Origin of the sequence: Pseudomonas sp. GM18 (assembly GCF_000282195.1) — a bacterium.
Lineage (GTDB): Bacteria > Pseudomonadota > Gammaproteobacteria > Pseudomonadales > Pseudomonadaceae > Aquipseudomonas.
On record NZ_AKJT01000026.1, the window covers coordinates 35,023 to 55,628 of the forward strand.

The window sequence follows — 20,606 nt, forward strand, 5'->3', positions numbered from 1 at the left end:
CACTTCCTTTTTGAATCGTAATCAAGGCAAAGAATCCGACTTATGCAGCAAGCACCGGTAGTCAACGTGCGGGACGACGACAATGACGAGATTGATCTTCTCGGCCTGTTTGGAACACTCATCGACCATAAATGGCTGATTGCCGCGATTACCGGAGCCTTCATGGTGGCCGGGGCCGCGTATGCGGTGTTGGCGACACCGGTATTCCAGGCGAATGCGCTGTTGCAGGTTGAAGCGAAGAAGAACGATTTGCTGGGCTTCTCCGATGTCAGCAGCATGCTGGGAAAAGAGTCGCCTTCGGCGACTGAGATCGAGCTGATCAAGTCTCGTGCGGTGATTGGCAAAACAGTCGATGAACTGAAACTGGCTATTATCGTAGAGCCCAGTTACTTCCCCATTATCGGCGAGTTCATTGCACGTCGATTTAAAAACGCCAACCCTGATGAAATAGCCAGCCCTTGGTTGGGCATGACGAGTTACGCCTGGGGTGGCGAATCGTTAAAAATAGCTCGCCTCGAGCTGCCACAAGATAAGTTAGCCAAAAAACTGACGTTCATTACCGGTGAAAACGGCGCTTTCCAACTATTCGATGAAACTGACGAACTGTTGGTTGAAGGGCAGGTTGGAGAGCCTGTCGATCAACGCGGCGTTAAACTGTTTGTCGAAGAGTTGCGTGCCAACCCTGGAACACGGTTTCGTATTGTCCGCAAACCGCGGTTGACCAGCATTCTGGATTATCAGGAAGCACTGGATGTCATCGAGCGTGGGAAAGAGTCGGGCATCATCGGGTTGGCGCTGGAAAGTACCGAGCCGGAATTGGCGGTAAAAATCCTCAACAAAATTTCCGAACTCTACGTCGAGCAAAACGTACAACGGACTTCTGCCGAGGCCGCGCAAAGTCTGGAGTTTCTGAAGGAACAGCTGCCCCAGGTCAAAAATGATCTGGAGAAGGCCGGCAATGCGCTCAATTCGTACCAGACGCGCACCAAGTCCGTTGATATCAGCCTGGAAACCAAGGCGATCTTGGACCAGATTGTTTCGCTGGACACGGCCATCTCTCAGCTAAAACTCCAGCAAGCCGAGATGGACAGAAAGTTCACCCGTCAACACCCGGCCTACCGTGCCCTGCTTGCTCAGATTGCTGAATTGAGCAGCAAACAACAGCGTCTGTCAGAGAAGGTCCAGGACCTTCCCTCGACCCAGCAAGAACTGCTCAGCCTGACTCGCGACGTCGAAGTAGGTACGGCGATTTATACCCAGCTGCTGAATAAATCCCAGGAACTCGATGTGATGCGCGCCGGGACGGTGGGCAATGTGCGTTTGATCGATACGGCGGATGTGAACCTGATCAAGCCGATCAAGCCCAAAAAAATCCTGATTGTTCTGATTGCCACCTTTCTGGGCGGGTTCCTGGCAGTGCTGCTGGTGCTGCTGCGCAAGGCATTGAATCGCGGACTGGAAAGTCCAGAAGCCATTGAGCAACTTGGGCTCCCGGTATATGCGTCCATTCCCTACAGCATGCTGCAAAAGAATGAAGAAGAAAAAAATACGCGTGGGAAGCGTTCTGGCAAAGGCATCTCGGTGCTGGCCGTCAATCACCCCACCGACCTGGCGATTGAAGCGCTTCGCAGTTTGCGCACCAGTTTGCATTTTGCGATGCATGAAGCTGATAACAATCGCCTGATGATTTCCGGTCCTAGCCCGCAAGTCGGTAAAACCTTCGTATCGGTCAACTTGGCGGCGGTGATCGCCCAAACAGGGCAGCGCGTCTTGCTGATCGACGTCGATATGCGTAAGGGCTATATCCACAAAGTCATGAACTCCCCCAGCACCAACGGGCTCTCCGATGTCTTGGCCAAGCGTTGCGATCTGAACACCGCGATCCGCAAAACAGACATCGACAATTTCGACTTCATCAGCCGTGGGCAGATACCGCCTAACCCCTCGGAACTGTTAATGCATCGAAACTTCAGTGAGCTGCTGTCGCAGGTCAGCGAACGGTATGACCTGGTCATACTGGATACTCCTCCGTTATTGGCGGTGACCGATGCAGCGATTGTCGGCAGGCAGTCAGGCACAAACTTGATTGTTGCGCGCTTCGGTTTTAACCCTTCCAGGGAAATAGAACTGACCATTCGCCGGTTCGCTCAAAACGGGATCGAGTTGAGAGGTGCGATTTTCAACGGGGTAGAAAAACGCGCTTCGGTTAAATACGGATATGGTGCTTATGGTTATTACAACTATGAGTACCAATCGGATAACAGTTGATTCGGGTGCGGTAGGGGAGACGTCAGTCCTCCCGGACTGTTGAGTTGTGTTGAGTGTTTTGATTTTTTGATTGTATGAGGTGTCGGCACCTGACTTCCCGCCAGGGGCATGTGCTGATACCCATGTTGACCGATAAGAAATACGCCGTGTTCTCAGGGAATTGACTATAAATCCTGGGGCGGTAGCGTGGTTTTTTTCAAAAAATGTCTGAAGAGAAGCCTGTTTCCCGGATTTAGCCGATTGGCAAGTAATAGGTGTGTCGTTCCAAGTGACTACTCCTGATAGATAGTTGAGAAAAGATGGCCATGGCAAACAAACAGGAATTCTACATAGAGCTGGAGTCTATTCGAGGACTGATGGCGTGGTGGGTCGTTTTCGGTCACCTGTACTCCTGCTTTCGTCAGGCAATAGGCAATGTACCTCCAATAATCAATGAGGTTTTGTTGGCCACTGCCATACCCGTGGATATTTTCATCTGTCTCAGCGGCTTTTTTATCGCCAAAGCCCTGAGCGGAAAAAGCAGCGACTATAAGCCCTATATTATTCGACGCGCTTTCAGGATCATTCCAATCTATCTGCTTGCGATGTTTCTGGCGGCATTGTTGTTTAACGAAAGAATGAGTGTTCGCATGGACATGCCATGGAACACACCAGCGCAAATGGCAGCAGTTGAAAGCTATTGGACGAGTATCACCGGCAATGTAACTGCTTACTTGATGCCTTGTTTAATATTGCTTCAGGGGGTGATTCCGGACCAGGTTCTACCCCATGCAGGGGACGCCTTTTTAGCTCCGGCGTGGAGCCTGACACTGGAATGGCAATTTTATCTGATCGCTCCGTTGTTAGTCGGCGGCTTCCTGCTGAAACGCGGGAAAGAATTGCTCGTGGCGGCGAGTTTGCTCGCGCTGCTGCTCCTGTCTCACTCCGGGCTGACATTCTCTTACGGCAGTTTCATCCTTATAAAACTCCCTGTGTTTATCATCGGCATGTTGACCCACGATTTGATTCGTCGTGGCGAGGGTGAACTGAAGAACGGCCTTTTGATCGTGGTCATCGTCTTGGGGATAGGCCTCATTACCCGATCCTTTGCCAGTTTTGCCTCGATCAGCTTATGGGCGGTGTTGGCAATCGTGTTCAAACTGAATGGCCGATTCAGGCAGCCTTTGATCACCAGGGTATTGGAACTGTCGAAAGCCCCGCTCAGGAACAAGGTACTGGTCAAACTGGGCGTGCTTTCTTACTCCACGTATTTGATTCATATCCTGATTATCGACGCAGTGATGATTGTCGCGAGAGCGTTCGGTTATCTGAGCAGTGACCTGGTTGTGCTGTTTATAGTGTTATCGATAGTACTCACCTACACGGCTTCGGCAGTGATTCACCGGTGCATTGAGACGCCGTTTATTGATATCGGTAAAAGAATAGCCACCTCAGTCTATTCTCGAGAACTAAAATGCCAGTAAGGGTGCTTGTCAACTATATGCTATTTCCGTTGCTCTTGGTGGCGACGGCCTTCAACCTGAGGTATCGATTGACGGGGGCGGATATACACCTTGGGGGCGCGGAACTTTCCATTGCACCCTACGATATATTTCTCTTTCTGATACTGGTGTCGATCATTTTTTTCAGTAAGCAAATTAATCTGGAAAAGATAAAGATTGACCGGATAACGGCGATGGCAATATTTTTTGTTGTATTGTCCTCTGTGTCGATCATCAATTCGGAAGCGGTAAGCTTCACCGTGTATGAAATTTTTCGGCACTGGAAGATTATCGTGCTGTTTCTGGTGGTGAGGTCGGTTTTCCAGGATGGCAAGTCCATGGAGAAGTTCACAAGAGTTTCCGCGTTATTGATACTCTTTGAAACGTTGTATGCGGCCTATCAACTGGCAACCGGCGATGTCACGGAAGATGCCCAGCAAGTTAAAGAGCTTTTTGTAGAAAATGGCATCACTCGGGTCACGGGTACGTTAAGACACCCGGCGCTGCTTTCTTTGTTTACGGTGCTGTTATTACCGTTCTGTGTCTATGGAGCAGTAAACGGAAAGGGCAGGTTGCTGTACATCGGTGCGATCGCAGCGGGCTTTGTTGTCATTTGCTTAACCTACTCAAGAACTCAAATTGTGTTGTACTTTTTTGTCGTAGGTCTTTGCCTGTTTTATTTTAAGCGTCCGAATGGCAGTTCGATCCTAAGAAACAAAAAAATCATCTACACCTCTGTAATATTTTCTTTGGTGATTATGGCAGGTGCCATTTACAACCTGGAAAACCTCTATGCGCGATTCTTTGATGCGCCCGAGTCGAGTACGACCTCAAGGCTGATTTTGGCCAAAATTGCGCTCAACATGTTTGTAGAGCATCCAATCATTGGTGTGGGATGGAACAATTTTGTGGATGTCATGGAACAGTATGATGAGTTTGGTGCGTCTAAAAGCTTTAGATACCCGGCTCACAATATGTACTTGTTGGTCATGGCCGAGACAGGGTTGATAGGAATTATCAGTTATTTAGCTCTTATATACGGTGTCTACAAAATTCATAAAAATACGATCAAAAGGGCAGGTGAGGTTTCCGTTAGTAATGCCTCGGCCGCTGCGCTGGTCTCTATCATTGCAATATTAATCACCGGTATTCAGGGTTGGTCATTCCGGGCGGATAGTATACAGGCAATTATTTGGATAAATTTTGGAATCATCTGCGCCCTTAACGACAGAGCAAAACGACATGCTTAGAAGCGCTTTTCTGTGTGTCATGCTATTGCTGGTTGCGTTTAGCACCCAGGCAATGACTCGAAGTGCTCAAGATTATAAAGCGGGCATGCCGTTGCGAGGGTTTAATGTTGATTTGAATTTAAGTGAGCAGGATTTTAAGACTCTGGATGATTTGAATGTCAATGCCGTGCGTGTAGCGTTTGCATCACATCCCTTGTTTGATGAAATGGGTGGGTTGGACAGTACTGCAGTCGCCGTACTTGATCGCTATGTTCGGTATGCAAAAAAGTACAATATTCTGGTTCTTATCGATGTTCATACCTTTCCAGGCAATGTCAAAAAATACTCGGGTTCGATGGGGGACGAATATTGGCGTAATGCCGATTTGAAGAACGCGCTGATCAAGAGCTATGCGCAATTGGCAGAGAGGTTCAAGGACGAAAGCATCGTCATTGGCTATGACATTGTGAATGAGCCGGCGCAGGCTGAGCTTGCGAACTACCTTGATTTTATAAAGCAAATATCAAAAACAATCCTGAAGGTTTCGCCAGGCAAACTTGTGTTGATCCAGCCCCGCATTACCATTCAACCGAATGGGATTCCTAATGGGCAGCGCTCAAACTGGAATGAGATCGCCGACTTGATTGATGACAAGCAAGTAATAGGTAGCTTGCATTATTACGATCCCGGAGATTTTACTCATCAGGGCGTTCATGAGTTTCCTGTCAATCAGCGCCTGCCATTTTTGCTGAGAAGTGAAAAGAGCTTGCGGTTGTATTTCAGAAAAACACTGTCTCGGGTTTTAAGTCATCCGGGGCCGGTGATTGTCGGTGAGTTTAGTGTGTCGAATTATAGCCCGGTGGACGACTCTGATCTGTACATGAACACATTGCTGGATCTGTTTGAGCGAAAGGGCTGGAGTTGGTTTTATCACTCTTATAAAGAAGCTGATATCTGGAATCCCCAAATGTCCCTGACAAAAAGAGGTTTGGCCCCGGACACCGCATCCAAAAAATATTTGCTGTTGAAGGCGCACTTTAAATTGAACGATCGATTTCAGGCCGCTGACTAACCGCGAGCAGGACATTTTCCTTGAAAGCAATTCAATTGTTGATCTCATCGTTTGGGGCTGCGGGTGCGACTTTTTTACTTCAAGTCATACTCAGCCGGACTTTGGACGCAGGCAGTTTTGGCCTTATATCATTTTCCAACGCAATTACTATAACGCTGGGGGCGTTGGCGTTCAGTGGCATCAATAGTTTGTTGTTGAGGCGTGTCAGCCGGTCACCGTCTGAATATACCGGGTACATGCAGATTGCCTACGTTTGCCTGTTGATCAATACCCTGGGTGCCTATGTCATCAGCATGGCGCTGTTGTACGGAGCAGGCATAGATCTTTTGCAGTCGGTGTTGCTGGCGACAGGAGTGGTCGCACTGTCTTCTCAGGCGATTGTGATCACTCAAGGTCAGCTCAAGAGCAGTCCCCTGCGGATTTCGTTTGGCCAAGTGGTCGTGCCGCTTTCAAGGATATTGCTGGTTGCGGCAATTTTTTATTCTCTGGTCCCTAGTTTTACCACCGCTGCGGCAGCCCTGGGGGCGGCTAATATTCTTTGCTTGGTGCTGTGTGTTGTCTTAATAACCCGGCACGGAAAAGCAGCAGGTTTAAAAATTCGAGATTTTTTGAAGGACTCCATTAAATATTCGTTGAATGGCGCTCTCAATATAGCTCAGTTGCAGATCCCGATCTCTTTGTTAGGGGTGATCTATGGTTCTACCTATTCCGGGTATCTGGCGATTTGCAATACCTTGCTCACGGCGCTGTATATCGCACCTAATACAGTATTCAATACCTATTTAATAAAAAAATACCATGCACTTTCGCGTGCGGAAAAATCCATACCCATCAAACATTCATTGTATTCATTTGCAGTGGGAGCTGTTTTTTCGGCGGGCTTGAGTTTTTACTCTCGAGAACTTATTCATTTGCTGTTTGGTGGTGAATATGATTATGCGGCACAGGTGTTGCAAATAGCGGCGCTGTCTATTCCGTTCAGGTTTTTCGCAACCCCTTTTGGCGCTGCATTGTTGAGCGAGGAATGGGTGAGTAAAAAGATACTGGTCGCCAGTATCGGTATGGTGCTACAGGTCGGTTTGTTTGTCTTGTTAATGCAGTTTGAAGCAAAAGGCATTGGTGCCAGTATTGTGGCTAGCGAGCTATTCATAGCTGTTTCGTACTATATTCTTTATAGAAAGAGCATGAGTGTATGAATGTTTCTATTATTGGGTATTACGGAGATAACTTCGGCGATCTCCTGATGCTAAAGTCGCTCCTGTCCTTGAAGAAGCCAGGTTTGGTGTTTACCGTGCTAACTTACGGGGATGCCGAGTCGCTCAGGAAACAAAGCTTTATCAGCGACAATGATGTGGGGGTGGTGGAGCTTAATAAGGCTAACGCGTTGGCCGCCTATAAAAAGGTAATGAGCAGTTCTGCGATCATCTGGGGTGGTGGCACTTGCTTCATGGATGAAGGCGGGACTGGCGGGATCAAGTACATGGCGCTGGGCCGCCTGTTCGGTGCGCATGTTATCTATGCAGGTATTGGGGTCGACAACCATAAAAAACTGAAAACCCGGCTGATATTGTTTCTTGCAACGTTAATAGCTAAAGCGCTTTACATTAGAGACTCGGCTTCGTTGCAGGCCGTTAAAAAAATAAATCCTTGGATGCGCTCCGGAAAAATAAAGCAATCTGTGGACTTGGCTTATGCGCTTGATATAGACGATACGCAAGGGGCAAGTAGTCTGGATGGCACAGATGATTATATCATCGTGTGCTTGCGCGACCTTGAAGGTTATGGCGAACAATCCAGTGCAGATATATACAGGCAGTTGCTCGGTGTTTCGATCAAGGCGTGCAGAGCATTGGGTATTAATAAGATAGGCGTACTAAATGCGGATGCAGAGGTCGATGCCGGAGTATCGCTGTATGCCGAGCGGGAGTTGGAAGGTTGCGGGTTCTCGGTATTTAAAATCCCGGGCAGTGATATTGATCAATCCATTGAGTGTATAAAAAAAGCCAGGCATGTGATCAGTGCTCGATTGCACCCTGCGGTGGTTGCCTATGCGGTAGGTACGCCATTCTCTTTATACAATTATTCAGACAAGAATAAAAAATTCACCGCTGAGACTCACACCGATGAGTGCTTGATACACAGGGGCGCGATAAGCCGGTTTGTGCCTCAATACCAGGTCGGTGCTGCAGGTGAAAAAAGCACGCATAAACAGTTGGCGCAGTCGACTGTTAATGAAATATATCAGTTGTTAAATTGAACTGAATAAGGATTTTCTTCATGGCTCATTTGGACTATTTCATAATTGAACCAGTAGGCGGGCACGGTGGAATGAATTATTACAACACCGGCCTCGGGCAAGGATTGGTTCTGAATAATGCCTGTGTACATCTCTACACTTGCCCTGAGTCTCAGGAGCAAAGCTCAAATAATTTTACGATAAATAAGTTTTTCAAAGGGGTCTACGGCAAGTCTAATAAAATCGTCAGACTGGCCAGGTTTGTTATGGCCTTGACGAGATCGATCATTGATATAAAGAAAAAAGGCGGAAAGATTTGCCATCTGCATTTTTTTCAATACTCACTGCTCGAATTGATAACATGCAATCTGCTGAAGTTTAGCGGGATAAAAATAGTCGCCACGGTTCATGATGTCGAATCGTTTTCGGGAAATTCCTTGACAGGAACCCATACCTCGATATTGAGGGCGCCGGAGGAGTTCATCGTCCATAACGAGTTCTCTCGGCAAGAGTTGCGCTCGGTGATTTCTGCGCAGGGTATCGACAAGAAGATAGCTATTATCCCGCACGGCAACTACCTGCCGTTCGTGAAACGACGAGAGACTGTTTTATCTCGCCAGCACCTGTCATTACCAGTCGATAAAAAGCTCATACTTTTCTTTGGTCAGATAAAAAAGGTCAAGGGGCTGGACGTTCTGTTGAGTGCGATGGAGATCGTCTCAAAGCGTGAACCTGATGCCGTGCTGCTCATCGCTGGTAAGGTGTGGAAGGATTCGTTTCAGCATTATGAGGAAATAATAAAATCAAAAAATATATCCAATGTGGTGATTCCACATATCCGTTATATCAATGACGAGGACGTCGATTTTTATTATTCCTCTGCTGATATCGTGGTCCTGCCCTATAAAAAAATCTACCAAAGTGGCGTGCTGCTAATGGCGATGTCGTATGGCTGCATTACCGTGTCTTCACGTTTGCCAGCTATGGTTGAAGTCGTCGACGACAGCCGAAATGGCTTTTTGTTTGAAACGGATAACCCACAGGATTTAGCCCGGCAAATACTTGTCGCTCTGGGCTCAAGTGCTGCCGAGGATATTTCGAAGAACGCTAGAGCCGAAATGATAGAAAAGCATGATTGGAAGCGCGTAGCGCGTCAGCACATTAAGGTATTTGAAACTTATGAATAGGCACTTGTTGATTCTAGGGATAAGAGGCATTCCGGCACAACATGGCGGCTTCGAGACATTTGCCGAAAAACTGGCGGTCTACCTGAGGGAAAGAGGCTGGAGAATCACCGTTTATTGTCAGGAAAGCGGCAGTGGTGCAATAACGGAAACCGAATGGCGGGGTATTCGTCGTGTTCACATACCTGTCTCCAGAGAGGGCGCACTGGGTACCGTTATTTTTGATTTCAAGGCTGTACGCCATGCGTTGAGTGAAAAAGGTTTGTTTTTGACGTTGGGGTACAACACCGCCATTTTTAATCTGCTGCAACGTGCAAAAGGCCAGACCAATATAATCAATATGGACGGTATTGAGTGGCGCAGAGAAAAGTGGGGGGCGATTGCCAAGACCTGGTTCTGGTTAAATGAGCGCTTCGGTTGCTGGATTGGTAATCATCTGGTCGCCGACCATCCGAAGATCAAAGAGCACCTCGCTACGCGCGTCAGTGCCGATAAGATCACCATGATTCCCTACGGCGGTGATGAAGTGAAATCGGCGTCTGTCGAAGTATTGGCGGGCTTTGGTCTGGAACCGAAGAATTTTTCTATCATTATTGCCAGGCCCGAACCGGAAAACTCTTTTTTCGAGATGGTCGATGCGTTTAGCTCTTCGGTCAGAAATCATAAACTTGTGGTGCTCGGGAACTTCACGCCGAATACCAACGAATATCACAAGAAAGTGATGGATGCGGCAAGTGATGAGGTGATATTTCCAGGTGCCATCTACGATTCGAACGTCGTGCAGGCATTCAGGTATTTCAGCCGTTTCTATCTCCATGGCCATCGTGTTGGCGGAACCAACCCCTCTTTGGTCGAGGCGCTGGGTGCTGGCTGCGCAATTATTGCTCACGATAATCCATTTAACCGTTGGGTCGTGGGTGAGGGGGCTGCTTACTTCTCGGACAAACAATCTCTTTCGCGCCTGTTGGATGAGTCGCTGGCGGATGAGCAAAAAATAGCGGACATGAAAGAGGCCGGTGCCGCGAGATTTGTCGAGTGTTTTAAATGGGAAAAAGTGTTGAGTGCGTATGAGCAGCTTTTCATTGAATGGCGACCCTCATAAGTCATCCATTACTTCGATCTAATCCAGGCTGTTACTTTTCGATGAGGTGCTAAATGATTCCGGTTATTTTATCTGGAGGCTCTGGTTCGCGCCTATGGCCACTTTCGCGACAACTGAATCCTAAACAATTCCTGTCGTTAATAGATACCAACCTCTCTTTGCTGCAGGCTACTATTCAAAGACTTGATGGCTTGGAGATACAACCTCCGAGGCTCATTTGCAATGAAGAACATCGGTTCTTGGCTGCTGAACAGTTACGAAAGCTGGGTATGGAAGGTGTCAATATCCTGCTTGAGCCCGTAGGTCGTAATACGGCGCCGGCGGTTGCGTTGGCCGCGCTGCAGGCCACGGTCGGAGGTGAAGATCCGATGCTGCTGATTTTGCCGGCGGATCACACCATTAAAGATGTCGACGCTTTCCAGGAGAGCATCAGGGTTGCGCTTGGGCTGGCGATGGAAGGCAAGTTGGTGACCTTCGCAATAGTGCCTACCTATCCCGAAACGGGGTATGGCTATATAGAAAAGGGCGACGATATCGGCGGCGGTTATAGAGTGAGCCGTTTTGTCGAGAAACCCGATCTGGCAACGGCTCAAGAGTATGTGCTCACGAACGATTTTTTCTGGAACAGCGGCATGTTCCTGTTCCGTGCGAGCCGTTATCTGGAAGAGTTGCAAAAATTCCGGCCTGACATTTTGTCTGCGTGTATCGAAGCCTTGGGTAACGGCTCGCAGGATTTGGATTTCACTCGGGTTGACCGCGCTTTGTTTTCTGCGTGCCCCGAGGACTCTATCGATTACGCAGTAATGGAAAAGACTGCCGATGCGGTGATGGTCCCAATGAATGCCGGGTGGAGTGACATAGGCTCCTGGTCTGCACTCGCCGATGCCTTTGCAAAAGATGCTGACGGTAACGTGCTCAAGGGAGATGTCTTCGCCGAGAACACATCCAATACCTATGTTCACGCCAATAGCCGTTTGATTGCGACTATCGGTGTCGAAGGGCTGGTCATCGTTGAAACCAACGACGCCGTTCTGGTTGCGCACAAGGATCAAGTGCAGGACGTTAAAAAAGTAGTGGAACGCCTCAAGCAGGCCGATCGCCACGAATACTCGAACCACAGAGAAGTTTATCGTCCGTGGGGCATGTATGACTCGATAGATAAAGGCACTCGGTATCAGGTGAAACGCATTACGGTGCAGCCGGGTGCGAAGTTGTCGGTGCAGATGCATCACCACCGCGCCGAGCACTGGATCGTCGTCAGCGGTACGGCCAAAGTGACCAACGGTGAGCAGACTTATCTGGTCTCCGAGAATCAGTCTACTTACATCCCTATCGGTCAAGTGCATGCGCTTGAGAACCCGGGTGTTATTCCCCTTGAACTGATCGAAGTCCAGTCGGGCTCCTATCTGGGCGAGAACGACATCGTAAGGTTTGAAGATAAATACGGCAGGGCATGACCGATTTCAGTCTTTTTACTCGCCGCCAGGATCTCCTCTAATGTTTAAAAAAATCCTCGTTACCGGTGGTTCCGGTTTCATTGGATCAGCCGTGGTACGCCACCTGATAAGTGAAACCAACTGCAGAGTCGCTAACGTTGACAAGTTGACGTACGCGGGTAATCCCGACTCCCTGTCCAGCATTGCCGAGTCGCCGCGTTATCACTTCTTCCAGGTCGATATCTGCGATGCTCAGGCGCTGGATCAGGTATTCACTGTGTTTCAACCAGATGCTGTCATGCACCTGGCCGCGGAGTCGCATGTCGATCGTTCTATCGACGGTCCCGCGGACTTTATCCAGACCAATATTGTCGGCACCTATACGTTGCTCGAAGCGACGCGGCGTTATTGGAACGGACTGTCGGAGGAGGTCAAACAGGCTTTTCGCTTTCACCATATCTCAACCGATGAGGTGTATGGCGACCTGGAGGGGACCGATAGCCTGTTCAGTGAAACCACGCCTTATGCACCCAGTTCACCTTATTCGGCGTCCAAGGCCAGTTCGGACCATTTGGTTCGGGCCTGGCAACGTACGTATGGCCTGCCGGTGCTGGTGACCAATTGCTCGAACAACTACGGCCCTTATCACTTCCCCGAAAAGTTGATTCCCCATGTGATTCTGAATGCCATTCACGGCCGGCCTCTGCCGGTCTATGGCGACGGCTTGCAGATTCGCGACTGGTTGTTTGTAGAGGATCATGCGCGCGCGTTATGTGAGGTCGTGCGCCGGGGCAAGGTCGGTGAAACTTACAACATCGGTGGCCATAACGAGAAAACCAATCTCGAGGTCGTGGAAACCCTGTGCGATCTGCTTGAAGAGTTGGCGCCCAACAAGCCTGCGGGCGTCGAGCGTTATCGCGAGCTGATTACCTTCGTCAAGGATCGGCCCGGGCATGATCTTCGGTACGCCATCGATGCAGGCAAGATCGAGCGTGAACTCGGTTGGCGGCCACAGGAAACCTTTGAGAGCGGTATACGCAAAACGGTCCAGTGGTATCTGGAGCATCAAGGTTGGTGGCAACGGGTCCTTAACGGTCAGTACCGGCCGGTGCGTCTTGGCCACACCGGCTGAAACATTCAAAACCTGCCTCTATTTAACTTCGAAGGGAATCCCCTATGAAAGGCATCATTCTGGCGGGAGGCTCCGGCACCCGCTTGCATCCCATTACCCGTGGTGTGTCAAAACAGCTGCTGCCGGTCTACGACAAGCCGATGATTTATTATCCGCTGTCGGTATTAATGCTGGCGGGCATTCGCGAGGTATTGATTATTTCCACGCCGCAGGACTTGCCCAACTTCGAGAACCTGTTGGGTGACGGTTCTTCTTTCGGCATTGAACTCAGCTATGCCGAACAGCCTTCTCCTGATGGTCTGGCGCAAGCTTTTCTGATCGGCGAGGACTTCATCGGCGACAGCAATGTGGCGCTGATCCTGGGTGACAACATCTTCTACGGTTATGGCTTCAGCGCTTTGTTGCGCGAAGCGTCTCAACGACAAACCGGTGCCACCGTCTTTGGTTATCGGGTCAGCGACCCGGAGCGTTTTGGTGTTGTCGAGTTCGACGAGAGCGGCAAGGCGATCTCGATCGAAGAGAAGCCTGCACATCCGAAGTCCGACCATGCTGTCACCGGTTTGTATTTCTACGACAAAGACGTGGTGAGCATCGCCAAGCAAGTCAAACCGTCGGTACGCGGCGAGCTCGAAATCACCGACGTGAACAATGCTTATCTACAACGCGGGGATCTGCACGTCAGTGTGCTGGGGCGTGGTTTTGCCTGGCTGGACACCGGCACTCATGATTCGTTGATGGAGGCCGGGCATTTCGTCCAGACCATCGAAGCGCGGCAGGGCTTGAAAGTGGCCTGCCTTGAAGAAGTGGCCTATCACCAGGGTTGGTTGTCGGCTGCGGAACTGGATAAACAAGCCACCGCGTTACACAAAACCGGTTACGGACAATACCTGGCGCGCGTACTGACGATGGAGCCTACGAAATGAATGTCATCAACACCCGGTTGCCCGGCGTACTGATTATCGAGCCCAAGGTGTTTGGCGATGCCCGTGGGTTCTTTCTCGAGAGTTATCACGAGCAGCGTTATCGTGATGCCGGCATCGAGTTGCCTTTCGTCCAGGACAATCACTCACGCTCGCAGTATGGCGTACTGCGTGGTTTGCACTTCCAGCGGACCCGGCCCCAGGGCAAGTTGGTGCGGGTTACCCAAGGTGCGGTGTATGACGTGGTGGTGGACATCGATCCCGAATCGGCCACTTGCGGTGAACATGTAGGGGTCAAGTTGACCGCCGACAACCATCTACAGCTATGGGTGCCGCCGGGTTATGCCCACGGCTTCTGCGTGCTCAGCGATACCGCCGATTTTCAATACAAATGCACCGATCTGTATTTCCCCGAGGATGAGGGTGGGCTGCTCTGGAATGATCCTGACCTGGGCATTACCTGGCCCATTGAATCGCCTCAACTCTCGGAAAAAGACTTGCGCAACCCACGCTTGCGCGCGGTGTTGAAAGGGGAATGACGGGTTAATAATGGTCTATAGTTAACATTAACTATTTATGACCTGATGTTATTTAACCTTGAATGTTCAGTCGCAATAGAACCTTGCGGGACAAGAAGCCGGGAAAATCCTGACTAATAATAACAATGGGCGCGAAGGGTGAGTGATTTTCACTCGGGAGTTTGTGCCGAAAATGCCTTGTCATGTAGCAAACATCTTGGAAAAACACCTTTTTCCGTCAATGAGTCCTGCCCGGTTAAAGCGCTTTTGTCCATGACGTGACGAGGTTTGGCGTATGGCATGCACTCCCTATAAATGACATTCTCCAAAGGAGGCAATGTGCATGAACTGTCTCGTTAAATTGACGGGTGTCAGTTAATTCACCTGCTGTTCCATTCCCGGTCCCTTAGTCTCAAATCTAATGCAGAGTTGATGTCGAGAAGGAGTCTGATATGAAGAAACTACTTACGGCCGGCTTGCTGGCTGTCATGAGCACTGCAGCGTTGGCGGCGGATGCACCGCCGAGCGAAACCGCTAGCGAAGCGGCGAGCGAAGCAGTGAGCGAGCCATTGTCCTTGAGTACCCCGCTGGTCGGGGGAGTGACGGTCGCCGAAACCGTGGTGATCGGCGCGGCCATTGTCGGCGCTGCGGCGGCCGCTTCAAACTCTGGAGGCAGTTCCAATGGCGGTACCTCTGGAACGGGTGGCACAACCGGTACTGGTGGTACGACGGGTACCAACTAAACCCCGCGAAGTATGTTGTTCAAGATCACTCAGAACTTTCTGGGTGATCTTGTTTTAGATTTGCCCTCGACTAGCGTAGTGCCATTATGATCCGTAGATTATCTGTTGTTATGCTGGCAAGTATCAGCTTGCACGGCTGTATGTTTTCGCCTGGTCAACACATGGACACCAGTCAAATGGTCAGTGACGGCTCTCCGGAAAGTAGCCGGGTGGAGCTTATTCCCATCACGCCTAAATTGATTGCCATGGATGCGGCCACGCAAGTTCGCGAATCCGTTCCCCCAGCGTTGTTGTCCTACGTTCCAGGCGGTTATCGCGTGGGAGCCAACGACCTGCTATTTATCACGGTCTGGGATCACCCCGAGTTGACGGCGCCTTCGGGGCCGCAACAGCAAATCGATGCCAACGGGCGTCTGGTTCGTCCGGACGGCACGTTGTTTTATCCGTACATCGGTAATATCCCGGCCGCCGGTAAAACCATCGAAGAGTTGCGAGCCTTTATTGCCGAGCGCTTGTCGCAATTTGTCGAAAGCCCCCAGGTCGACGTCAGCGTATTGCGCTTCGCCAGCCAGACCGTGGTGATTTCCGGTGCGGTGCTCAAAGCTGGGCAGCAACCGATCACTACCACGCCGCTGAGCGTGGTGGAGGCCGTTGGAGCGGCCGGTGTGGACCCCTCGAACGCAGACCTGTCAGGCCTGACGCTGACCCGGGACGGGCGCGAATACAAGCTCGATCTGGACACCCTCAATCGCCAGGACTCACAGCTGCAAGGCGTTTATCTCAAGGGCGGCGACCGGCTGTACCTGCCCTATAACGACCAAAAGCGGATCTATGTCATGGGTGAGGTCAACGTGCCTCGCGCGCTGAGCTTCAAAGGCAAATCGATCAACCTGACCGATGCGTTGGGCACAGTGGGGGGCTTGAACCAGACCACCTCCAACGGCAACGCGGTGTACGTGATTCGCGGCGCCGACCACCTGGAAACCGAACCTGCCAAGGTGTTCCAGCTCGACGCCGAATCCCCTTCGGCCCTGGTACTGGCCACCCGTTTCGACTTGCAACCGCAAGACATCGTCTATGTCGGCCCGGCCGGCGTGACGCGCTGGAATCGTCTGATCAGCCAGCTTCTGCCTACGGCCACTGTCCTGGGGACCGGTGCCAGCTCACTTAACGATCTCAGCGAAGCCAACAGCAGATAAGGCTCAATCCCGCCGTGAAAAATTTGCCTACCTTCGCCAGTCTGACGATGGCGCTCTTGTTGTGCGGGTGTAACCCGTTGATGAAGGCCTCATGGGACACCCTTGAAACGTCCGTCGCGGGGCCTGCCTCCATCAATCTGACCCGTGCTCAGGTCGACGCCGTGCCGTATCCGCAGATCCTGGTCACCACCCCCTCCAGTGAGGGCGTGATGGCCATGGCTCGTCGGCGGGGCGACCTGCAGTTCTGGGTCGCTTCCGGCAAGCAGGTGCTGATGATGCGCGACGGCCTGGTGGTGCGCACTGTCGGGCTGGGCGTTTCCCTGGATGGCACTCGCTTCAATGAAGAGTCGCCCTTCAAGCGCGGCCTTCAGCATTTGCCCGACGGCTATACCAGCACGCGCTGGATCGACATCTATAACGGCAACCGCATCGGTATCGCGGTCAACAGCCGTTTCAGCCGTCACGGTATCGAGACCATCAGCATTCTGGACAAGGATTACGCCTTGCTGCGCATCGACGAGCAGGTGGATGCACCCACCCTGAATTTCCGCGCCACCAACCGCTACTGGGTCGACCCCCAGGACGGTTTCATCCTGCGTAGCGAGCAGCATCTGACGCCGCAGCTGTTTCTGAAAATCGTGCAGGTGCGCCGTGATCGGGGAGCTACCCGGTGAAGTGTCCAAACCTTTTCTTGCTTGGCCTGCTGTTGATAGGCCCGGGCGTGGGCCAGGCGGCCGTCACGGTCAGCGGTGACGTGCGCAGCCCTGGCCAATTCGATATCAAACCTGGTGCACGTTTGCTGGATGTCATTCGCAATGCTCAACCCAATGCCGAAAGTTACTGGCTGGGCGCGGCGTGGCTGCACCGTTCATTAGTGGACAAACAGATGCGGTTGAAGGCGGGCGTCCTGTTCGATCTGAAACTGGTACAACGGGGTGCCTTGCTCGATGGCAAAAACACGCGAGCAGCGTTGAGCGCGCGCCTTTATGAGCAGGTCGAGCAGTTGCCGGTCACTGGACGCCAGGTCGCGGTGCTCGACCCGATCGCTGTGGAAGTGGGGTTCGCCCGCAACGCGCTGCTGGATGATGGCGACCATCTGATTTACCCCCAGCGGCCGTCCACCGTGGAAGTTCTCGGGGCGGTCGCGCAACCCTGTCAGGTGCCTTACCGAGCCCTGCAGGAAGTGCGTGGCTATGCCCGTGACTGCGCCATTCTTGGCGACGCCGAAGGTGATTATCTGTGGCTGATCCAGCCCGACGGCCAAATACGGCGCGTGGGTGTGGCGGCATGGAATCGTGAGGACGGCGTCATGGCGGCGCCCGGCAGCAAGATCCTGGTGCCGATCAGGAGCGACGATCTCGAGACGCCGACCCCTGAGCTCAATCAACAACTGGCCGAGTTTCTCGCCACTCAACCGCTGGCTGAGGTGGCCCCTTGAAGTGCCCGTTGAAGTTACGTTTTGCTGCTGCATTGCTCCTGCCCTGCGGGTTGGCTCACGGTGAACCGCGCTACACCCAGAGTGATTTTGGTGGCGTCGGTCTGTTACAGACACCCACCGCGCGCATGGCCCCCGCGGGGGAGTTGAGCGCCACGGCCAGTCGTACCGATCCTTACTCGCGCTACAGTTTTTCCTTGCAGCCGTTCGATTGGCTGGAGGGTTCGTTTCGTTACACCGCGATCACCAACCGTAAGTACGGCACCGAGGAATTGAGCGGCGACCAGAGCTTTAAAGACAAGGCCATCGACTTGAAAGCGCGGCTTTGGGAAGAAACTCACTGGGCGCCGCAGGTCGCTATCGGCGCCCGGGACATCGGTGGTACCGGGCTGTTTTCCAGCGAATATTTCGTCGCCAACAAGCGTTATGGCGACCTGGATTTCAGCCTTGGAATTGCCTGGGGTTATCTGGGGAATCGCGGGGACTTCAGTAACCCGCTGTCGGTATTGGGCAGCCAATTCAACGACCGGCCGCAGAGCACGGCGGCTGTGGCCAGGGCAGGGGACGTGAACACCAACGCTTACTTCAGGGGGCGCCCTTCATTGTTTGGCGGGATTGCTTATCAAACGCCCTGGGAACCACTGAGCCTGAAGATCGAGTACGAAGGCAACGATTACAAGAACGAACCACTGGACAACCCGCTCAAGCAAGACCTGCCGGTCAACTTCGGTGTGGTCTACAAGCTGGCCGACAGCGTCGACCTGAGCGCCGGTTGGGAGCGTGGCAATACGGCGATGTTCGGCATCACCCTGCACACCAACTTTGTCAGCCGCAAGGCACCGGCCAAGACCTATGATCCTCCCGCCGAGCGGCTACCCGCGCAGGCACCGTCGACCCCGCCCGATCAAGTCAACTGGGCCGATGTCTCCAACCGGCTGCAGCAAAATGCCGGCTACAAGGTCAAACGGATCACCCAACGCGGTTCGGAGCTGATGGTGTATGGCGAGCAGTCTCGCTATTTTTATCCGTCCAAGGCCGTCGGGCGAGCCAGCCGGATTCTCGATAACAGCGTCAATCAGGACATCGATTGGTTCACCCTGGTCAATCAGCGTTATGACATGTCGATCGAAGAAACCAGCGTGCCGCGGGAAACCTTCCGTGCGGTGGTGAACAACGACCAGCCGCTGAAGGATCTGCACCGTACGACCGAGGTCAATCCGGCGACTGCACACCGGGAAACCACGCTCTATACCCAGGCGCTGGAGCCGTTCAGCTATGGTTTGGGCCTGGGCTACAAACAGAACATCGGCGGCCCCGACGGCTTGCTCTATCAGTTCACCGCCGATGCCGACGCGGAGTACCGTTTCACCCGCAACACCTGGTGGAGCGGCCTGCTCAGCGCCAACCTGCTGAACAACTACGACAAGTTCACCTACGACGCACCGAGCGGGTTGCCGCGGGTGCGCACCGACTTGCGTCAATACCTGACCACCTCCGATGTGACAATGCCGACGTTCCAGTTTAACCACGCGGCGCAGCTGGATCAGGACTGGTATGGCATGGTCTATGGCGGCTATCTGGAATCCATGTATGCCGGGGTCGGCAGCGAAGTGCTGTATCGACGCACGGGGAAACGCTGGTCATTGGGCGCGGATCTGAACTTCGTGCGCCAGCGGGATTTTGATCAGGGCTTTGGCCTGCGCGATTACCAGACCATTACGGGTCATGTCACCAGCTATACTGAATTGCCCAATGACATGCTTGCAGCGGTCAGCGTCGGGCGTTATCTGGCACGGGACTGGGGCACCACCGTCGACTTGTCGCGGGAGTTCAAGAACGGCGTGAAGTTTGGCGGCTGGGTCACCCTGACCACTGCGTCGAAGGCGGAATATGGCGAGGGCAGCTTCGATAAAGGCATCTACATTTCCATCCCGTTCGACGAACTGATGAGTACCTCGACCATGCGCCGCGCCAATATAGTCTGGGCGCCACTGACTCGCGATGGTGGTGCGCGCCTGAACCGTGCCTACTCGTTGCAGACCATGACCGACGGGCGAGACAGCAGCCTGTTCTACAACAACTTCGAGAAAATTACCGAATGATCACATGGCTCAAAGGCTTGGTCGAGCTGCCATTCTGGCTCCGGGGCCTGGTCTTTGCCGTGGTGACTGTGATTCTGCTGTACGCAGGTTTGCGACCTCAGCCGATCCCGGAGCTGTTCGTCGAAGAGGACAAGCTGCATCACTGGATCGGCTTTCTGGTGTTTGCGTTCAGTTGCCGCCTGGCCTTCCCCAGCGTGAAGTTGCGTTGGATCGCCTTGGGGTGTTTGCTCACCGGCGTATTCATTGAGCTCGCGCAAGGTTTGATGCCGCTGCGCACGGCTTCGCCCTACGACATGCTGGCTAATTGCATCGGCGTGTTGATGGGGTTGTTGGTCGCCAGGTGCTGGGTACGCCGAAGCTGAAAAGGCGTTAAGCACCCGCCGTCACCCGGCGTGCTGTCACTGCTAATCCTCGCTATATCCCCCTCCAGCAATACCTCTCTTGCCACTCCATCCGCCCGTAGCAGCTGTCGAGCCTGCGAGGCTGCGTTCGGCTGCGCAGCAGTCGTGAATCCGCTTGACGTGGTGTGACTGATGCACCGCAAGTTCT

General features: G+C 52.2%; 18 protein-coding genes. All 18 read left to right on the plus strand.

Features of this window, described 5'->3' with window-relative positions; genetic code table 11:
• Positions 1–42: 42 nt before the first annotated feature.
• The 18 genes from PMI21_RS21490 (at position 43) to PMI21_RS21405 (ending at position 20,419) form a co-directional block, all read left to right on the plus strand.
• Entirely contained in the window at positions 43–2,268 is a 2,226-nt protein-coding gene (locus PMI21_RS21490; protein ID WP_007935523.1) for a polysaccharide biosynthesis tyrosine autokinase, read from the plus strand.
• A gap of 305 nt (positions 2,269–2,573) precedes the next feature.
• Entirely contained in the window at positions 2,574–3,731 is a 1,158-nt protein-coding gene (locus tag PMI21_RS21485) for an acyltransferase family protein (protein WP_238541203.1), read from the plus strand.
• Positions 3,722–4,999: an O-antigen ligase family protein gene (locus tag PMI21_RS21480; protein WP_007935525.1), complete on the plus strand. Its 1,278-nt coding sequence runs from the start codon at positions 3,722–3,724 to the stop codon at positions 4,997–4,999. Before PMI21_RS21485 ends, PMI21_RS21480 begins: the two co-directional genes overlap by 10 nt.
• Complete coding sequence (locus tag PMI21_RS21475) at positions 4,992–6,050, plus strand: glycoside hydrolase family 5 protein (protein ID WP_007935526.1); 1,059 nt, start codon at positions 4,992–4,994, stop codon at positions 6,048–6,050. Before PMI21_RS21480 ends, PMI21_RS21475 begins: the two co-directional genes overlap by 8 nt.
• A 20-nt stretch (positions 6,051–6,070) precedes the next feature.
• Positions 6,071–7,246: an oligosaccharide flippase family protein gene (locus tag PMI21_RS21470; RefSeq protein WP_007935534.1), complete on the plus strand. Its 1,176-nt coding sequence runs from the start codon at positions 6,071–6,073 to the stop codon at positions 7,244–7,246.
• Positions 7,243–8,307 carry a polysaccharide pyruvyl transferase family protein gene (locus PMI21_RS21465; protein ID WP_007935549.1) on the plus strand — a complete coding sequence of 355 codons (1,065 nt, stop codon included), beginning with the start codon at positions 7,243–7,245 and terminating at the stop codon, positions 8,305–8,307. Before PMI21_RS21470 ends, PMI21_RS21465 begins: the two co-directional genes overlap by 4 nt.
• 20 nt (positions 8,308–8,327) lie before the next feature.
• A complete protein-coding gene (locus PMI21_RS21460) occupies positions 8,328–9,473 on the plus strand; it encodes a glycosyltransferase family 4 protein (RefSeq protein ID WP_007935571.1) in 1,146 nt (381 codons plus the stop codon).
• Positions 9,466–10,572, plus strand: coding sequence for a DUF1972 domain-containing protein (locus PMI21_RS21455; protein WP_007935573.1), 1,107 nt, complete (start codon positions 9,466–9,468; stop codon positions 10,570–10,572). Before PMI21_RS21460 ends, PMI21_RS21455 begins: the two co-directional genes overlap by 8 nt.
• 53 nt (positions 10,573–10,625) lie before the next feature.
• Positions 10,626–12,029, plus strand: a complete 1,404-nt coding sequence (locus tag PMI21_RS21450) for a mannose-1-phosphate guanylyltransferase/mannose-6-phosphate isomerase (protein ID WP_007935574.1) — start codon at positions 10,626–10,628, stop codon at positions 12,027–12,029.
• A 40-nt stretch (positions 12,030–12,069) separates the two neighbouring features.
• Entirely contained in the window at positions 12,070–13,140 is a 1,071-nt protein-coding gene (gene rfbB / locus PMI21_RS21445; protein WP_007935576.1) for a dTDP-glucose 4,6-dehydratase, read from the plus strand.
• A 44-nt stretch (positions 13,141–13,184) separates the two neighbouring features.
• Positions 13,185–14,063: a glucose-1-phosphate thymidylyltransferase RfbA gene (gene rfbA / locus PMI21_RS21440; RefSeq protein ID WP_007935578.1), complete on the plus strand. Its 879-nt coding sequence runs from the start codon at positions 13,185–13,187 to the stop codon at positions 14,061–14,063.
• On the plus strand, positions 14,060–14,599 hold the full coding sequence (gene rfbC, locus PMI21_RS21435) for a dTDP-4-dehydrorhamnose 3,5-epimerase (RefSeq protein WP_007935581.1): 540 nt from the start codon (positions 14,060–14,062) through the stop codon (positions 14,597–14,599). Before rfbA ends, rfbC begins: the two co-directional genes overlap by 4 nt.
• A gap of 431 nt (positions 14,600–15,030) precedes the next feature.
• Entirely contained in the window at positions 15,031–15,321 is a 291-nt protein-coding gene (locus PMI21_RS21430; protein ID WP_007935582.1) for a hypothetical protein, read from the plus strand.
• A gap of 86 nt (positions 15,322–15,407) precedes the next feature.
• Positions 15,408–16,520 carry a polysaccharide biosynthesis/export family protein gene (locus PMI21_RS21425; RefSeq protein ID WP_177318276.1) on the plus strand — a complete coding sequence of 371 codons (1,113 nt, stop codon included), beginning with the start codon at positions 15,408–15,410 and terminating at the stop codon, positions 16,518–16,520.
• Positions 16,521–16,534: 14 nt separating this feature from the next.
• The gene (locus PMI21_RS21420; RefSeq protein WP_007935584.1) at positions 16,535–17,194 is read left to right on the plus strand and encodes a YjbF family lipoprotein; all 660 of its coding nucleotides are present in this window, start codon (positions 16,535–16,537) and stop codon (positions 17,192–17,194) included.
• A complete protein-coding gene (locus PMI21_RS21415) occupies positions 17,191–17,958 on the plus strand; it encodes a capsule biosynthesis GfcC family protein (RefSeq protein WP_007935585.1) in 768 nt (255 codons plus the stop codon). Before PMI21_RS21420 ends, PMI21_RS21415 begins: the two co-directional genes overlap by 4 nt.
• Positions 17,959–17,966: 8 nt before the next feature.
• Complete coding sequence (locus PMI21_RS21410) at positions 17,967–20,057, plus strand: YjbH domain-containing protein (protein ID WP_033063860.1); 2,091 nt, start codon at positions 17,967–17,969, stop codon at positions 20,055–20,057.
• Positions 20,054–20,419, plus strand: coding sequence for a VanZ family protein (locus PMI21_RS21405; protein WP_007935588.1), 366 nt, complete (start codon positions 20,054–20,056; stop codon positions 20,417–20,419). Before PMI21_RS21410 ends, PMI21_RS21405 begins: the two co-directional genes overlap by 4 nt.
• The last annotated feature ends 187 nt before the right edge of the window (positions 20,420–20,606 follow it).

Coding starts and splice junctions, on each gene's coding strand:
- PMI21_RS21490 (WP_007935523.1), top strand. CDS start 43: ATGCAGCAAGCACCGGTAGTCAACGTGCGGGACGACGACAATGACGAG.
- PMI21_RS21485 (WP_238541203.1), top strand. CDS start 2,574: ATGGCAAACAAACAGGAATTCTACATAGAGCTGGAGTCTATTCGAGGA.
- PMI21_RS21480 (WP_007935525.1), top strand. CDS start 3,722: ATGCCAGTAAGGGTGCTTGTCAACTATATGCTATTTCCGTTGCTCTTG.
- PMI21_RS21475 (WP_007935526.1), top strand. CDS start 4,992: ATGCTTAGAAGCGCTTTTCTGTGTGTCATGCTATTGCTGGTTGCGTTT.
- PMI21_RS21465 (WP_007935549.1), top strand. CDS start 7,243: ATGAATGTTTCTATTATTGGGTATTACGGAGATAACTTCGGCGATCTC.
- PMI21_RS21460 (WP_007935571.1), top strand. CDS start 8,328: ATGGCTCATTTGGACTATTTCATAATTGAACCAGTAGGCGGGCACGGT.
- PMI21_RS21455 (WP_007935573.1), top strand. CDS start 9,466: ATGAATAGGCACTTGTTGATTCTAGGGATAAGAGGCATTCCGGCACAA.
- PMI21_RS21450 (WP_007935574.1), top strand. CDS start 10,626: ATGATTCCGGTTATTTTATCTGGAGGCTCTGGTTCGCGCCTATGGCCA.
- rfbB (WP_007935576.1), top strand. CDS start 12,070: ATGTTTAAAAAAATCCTCGTTACCGGTGGTTCCGGTTTCATTGGATCA.
- rfbA (WP_007935578.1), top strand. CDS start 13,185: ATGAAAGGCATCATTCTGGCGGGAGGCTCCGGCACCCGCTTGCATCCC.
- rfbC (WP_007935581.1), top strand. CDS start 14,060: ATGAATGTCATCAACACCCGGTTGCCCGGCGTACTGATTATCGAGCCC.
- PMI21_RS21430 (WP_007935582.1), top strand. CDS start 15,031: ATGAAGAAACTACTTACGGCCGGCTTGCTGGCTGTCATGAGCACTGCA.
- PMI21_RS21425 (WP_177318276.1), top strand. CDS start 15,408: ATGATCCGTAGATTATCTGTTGTTATGCTGGCAAGTATCAGCTTGCAC.
- PMI21_RS21405 (WP_007935588.1), top strand. CDS start 20,054: ATGATCACATGGCTCAAAGGCTTGGTCGAGCTGCCATTCTGGCTCCGG.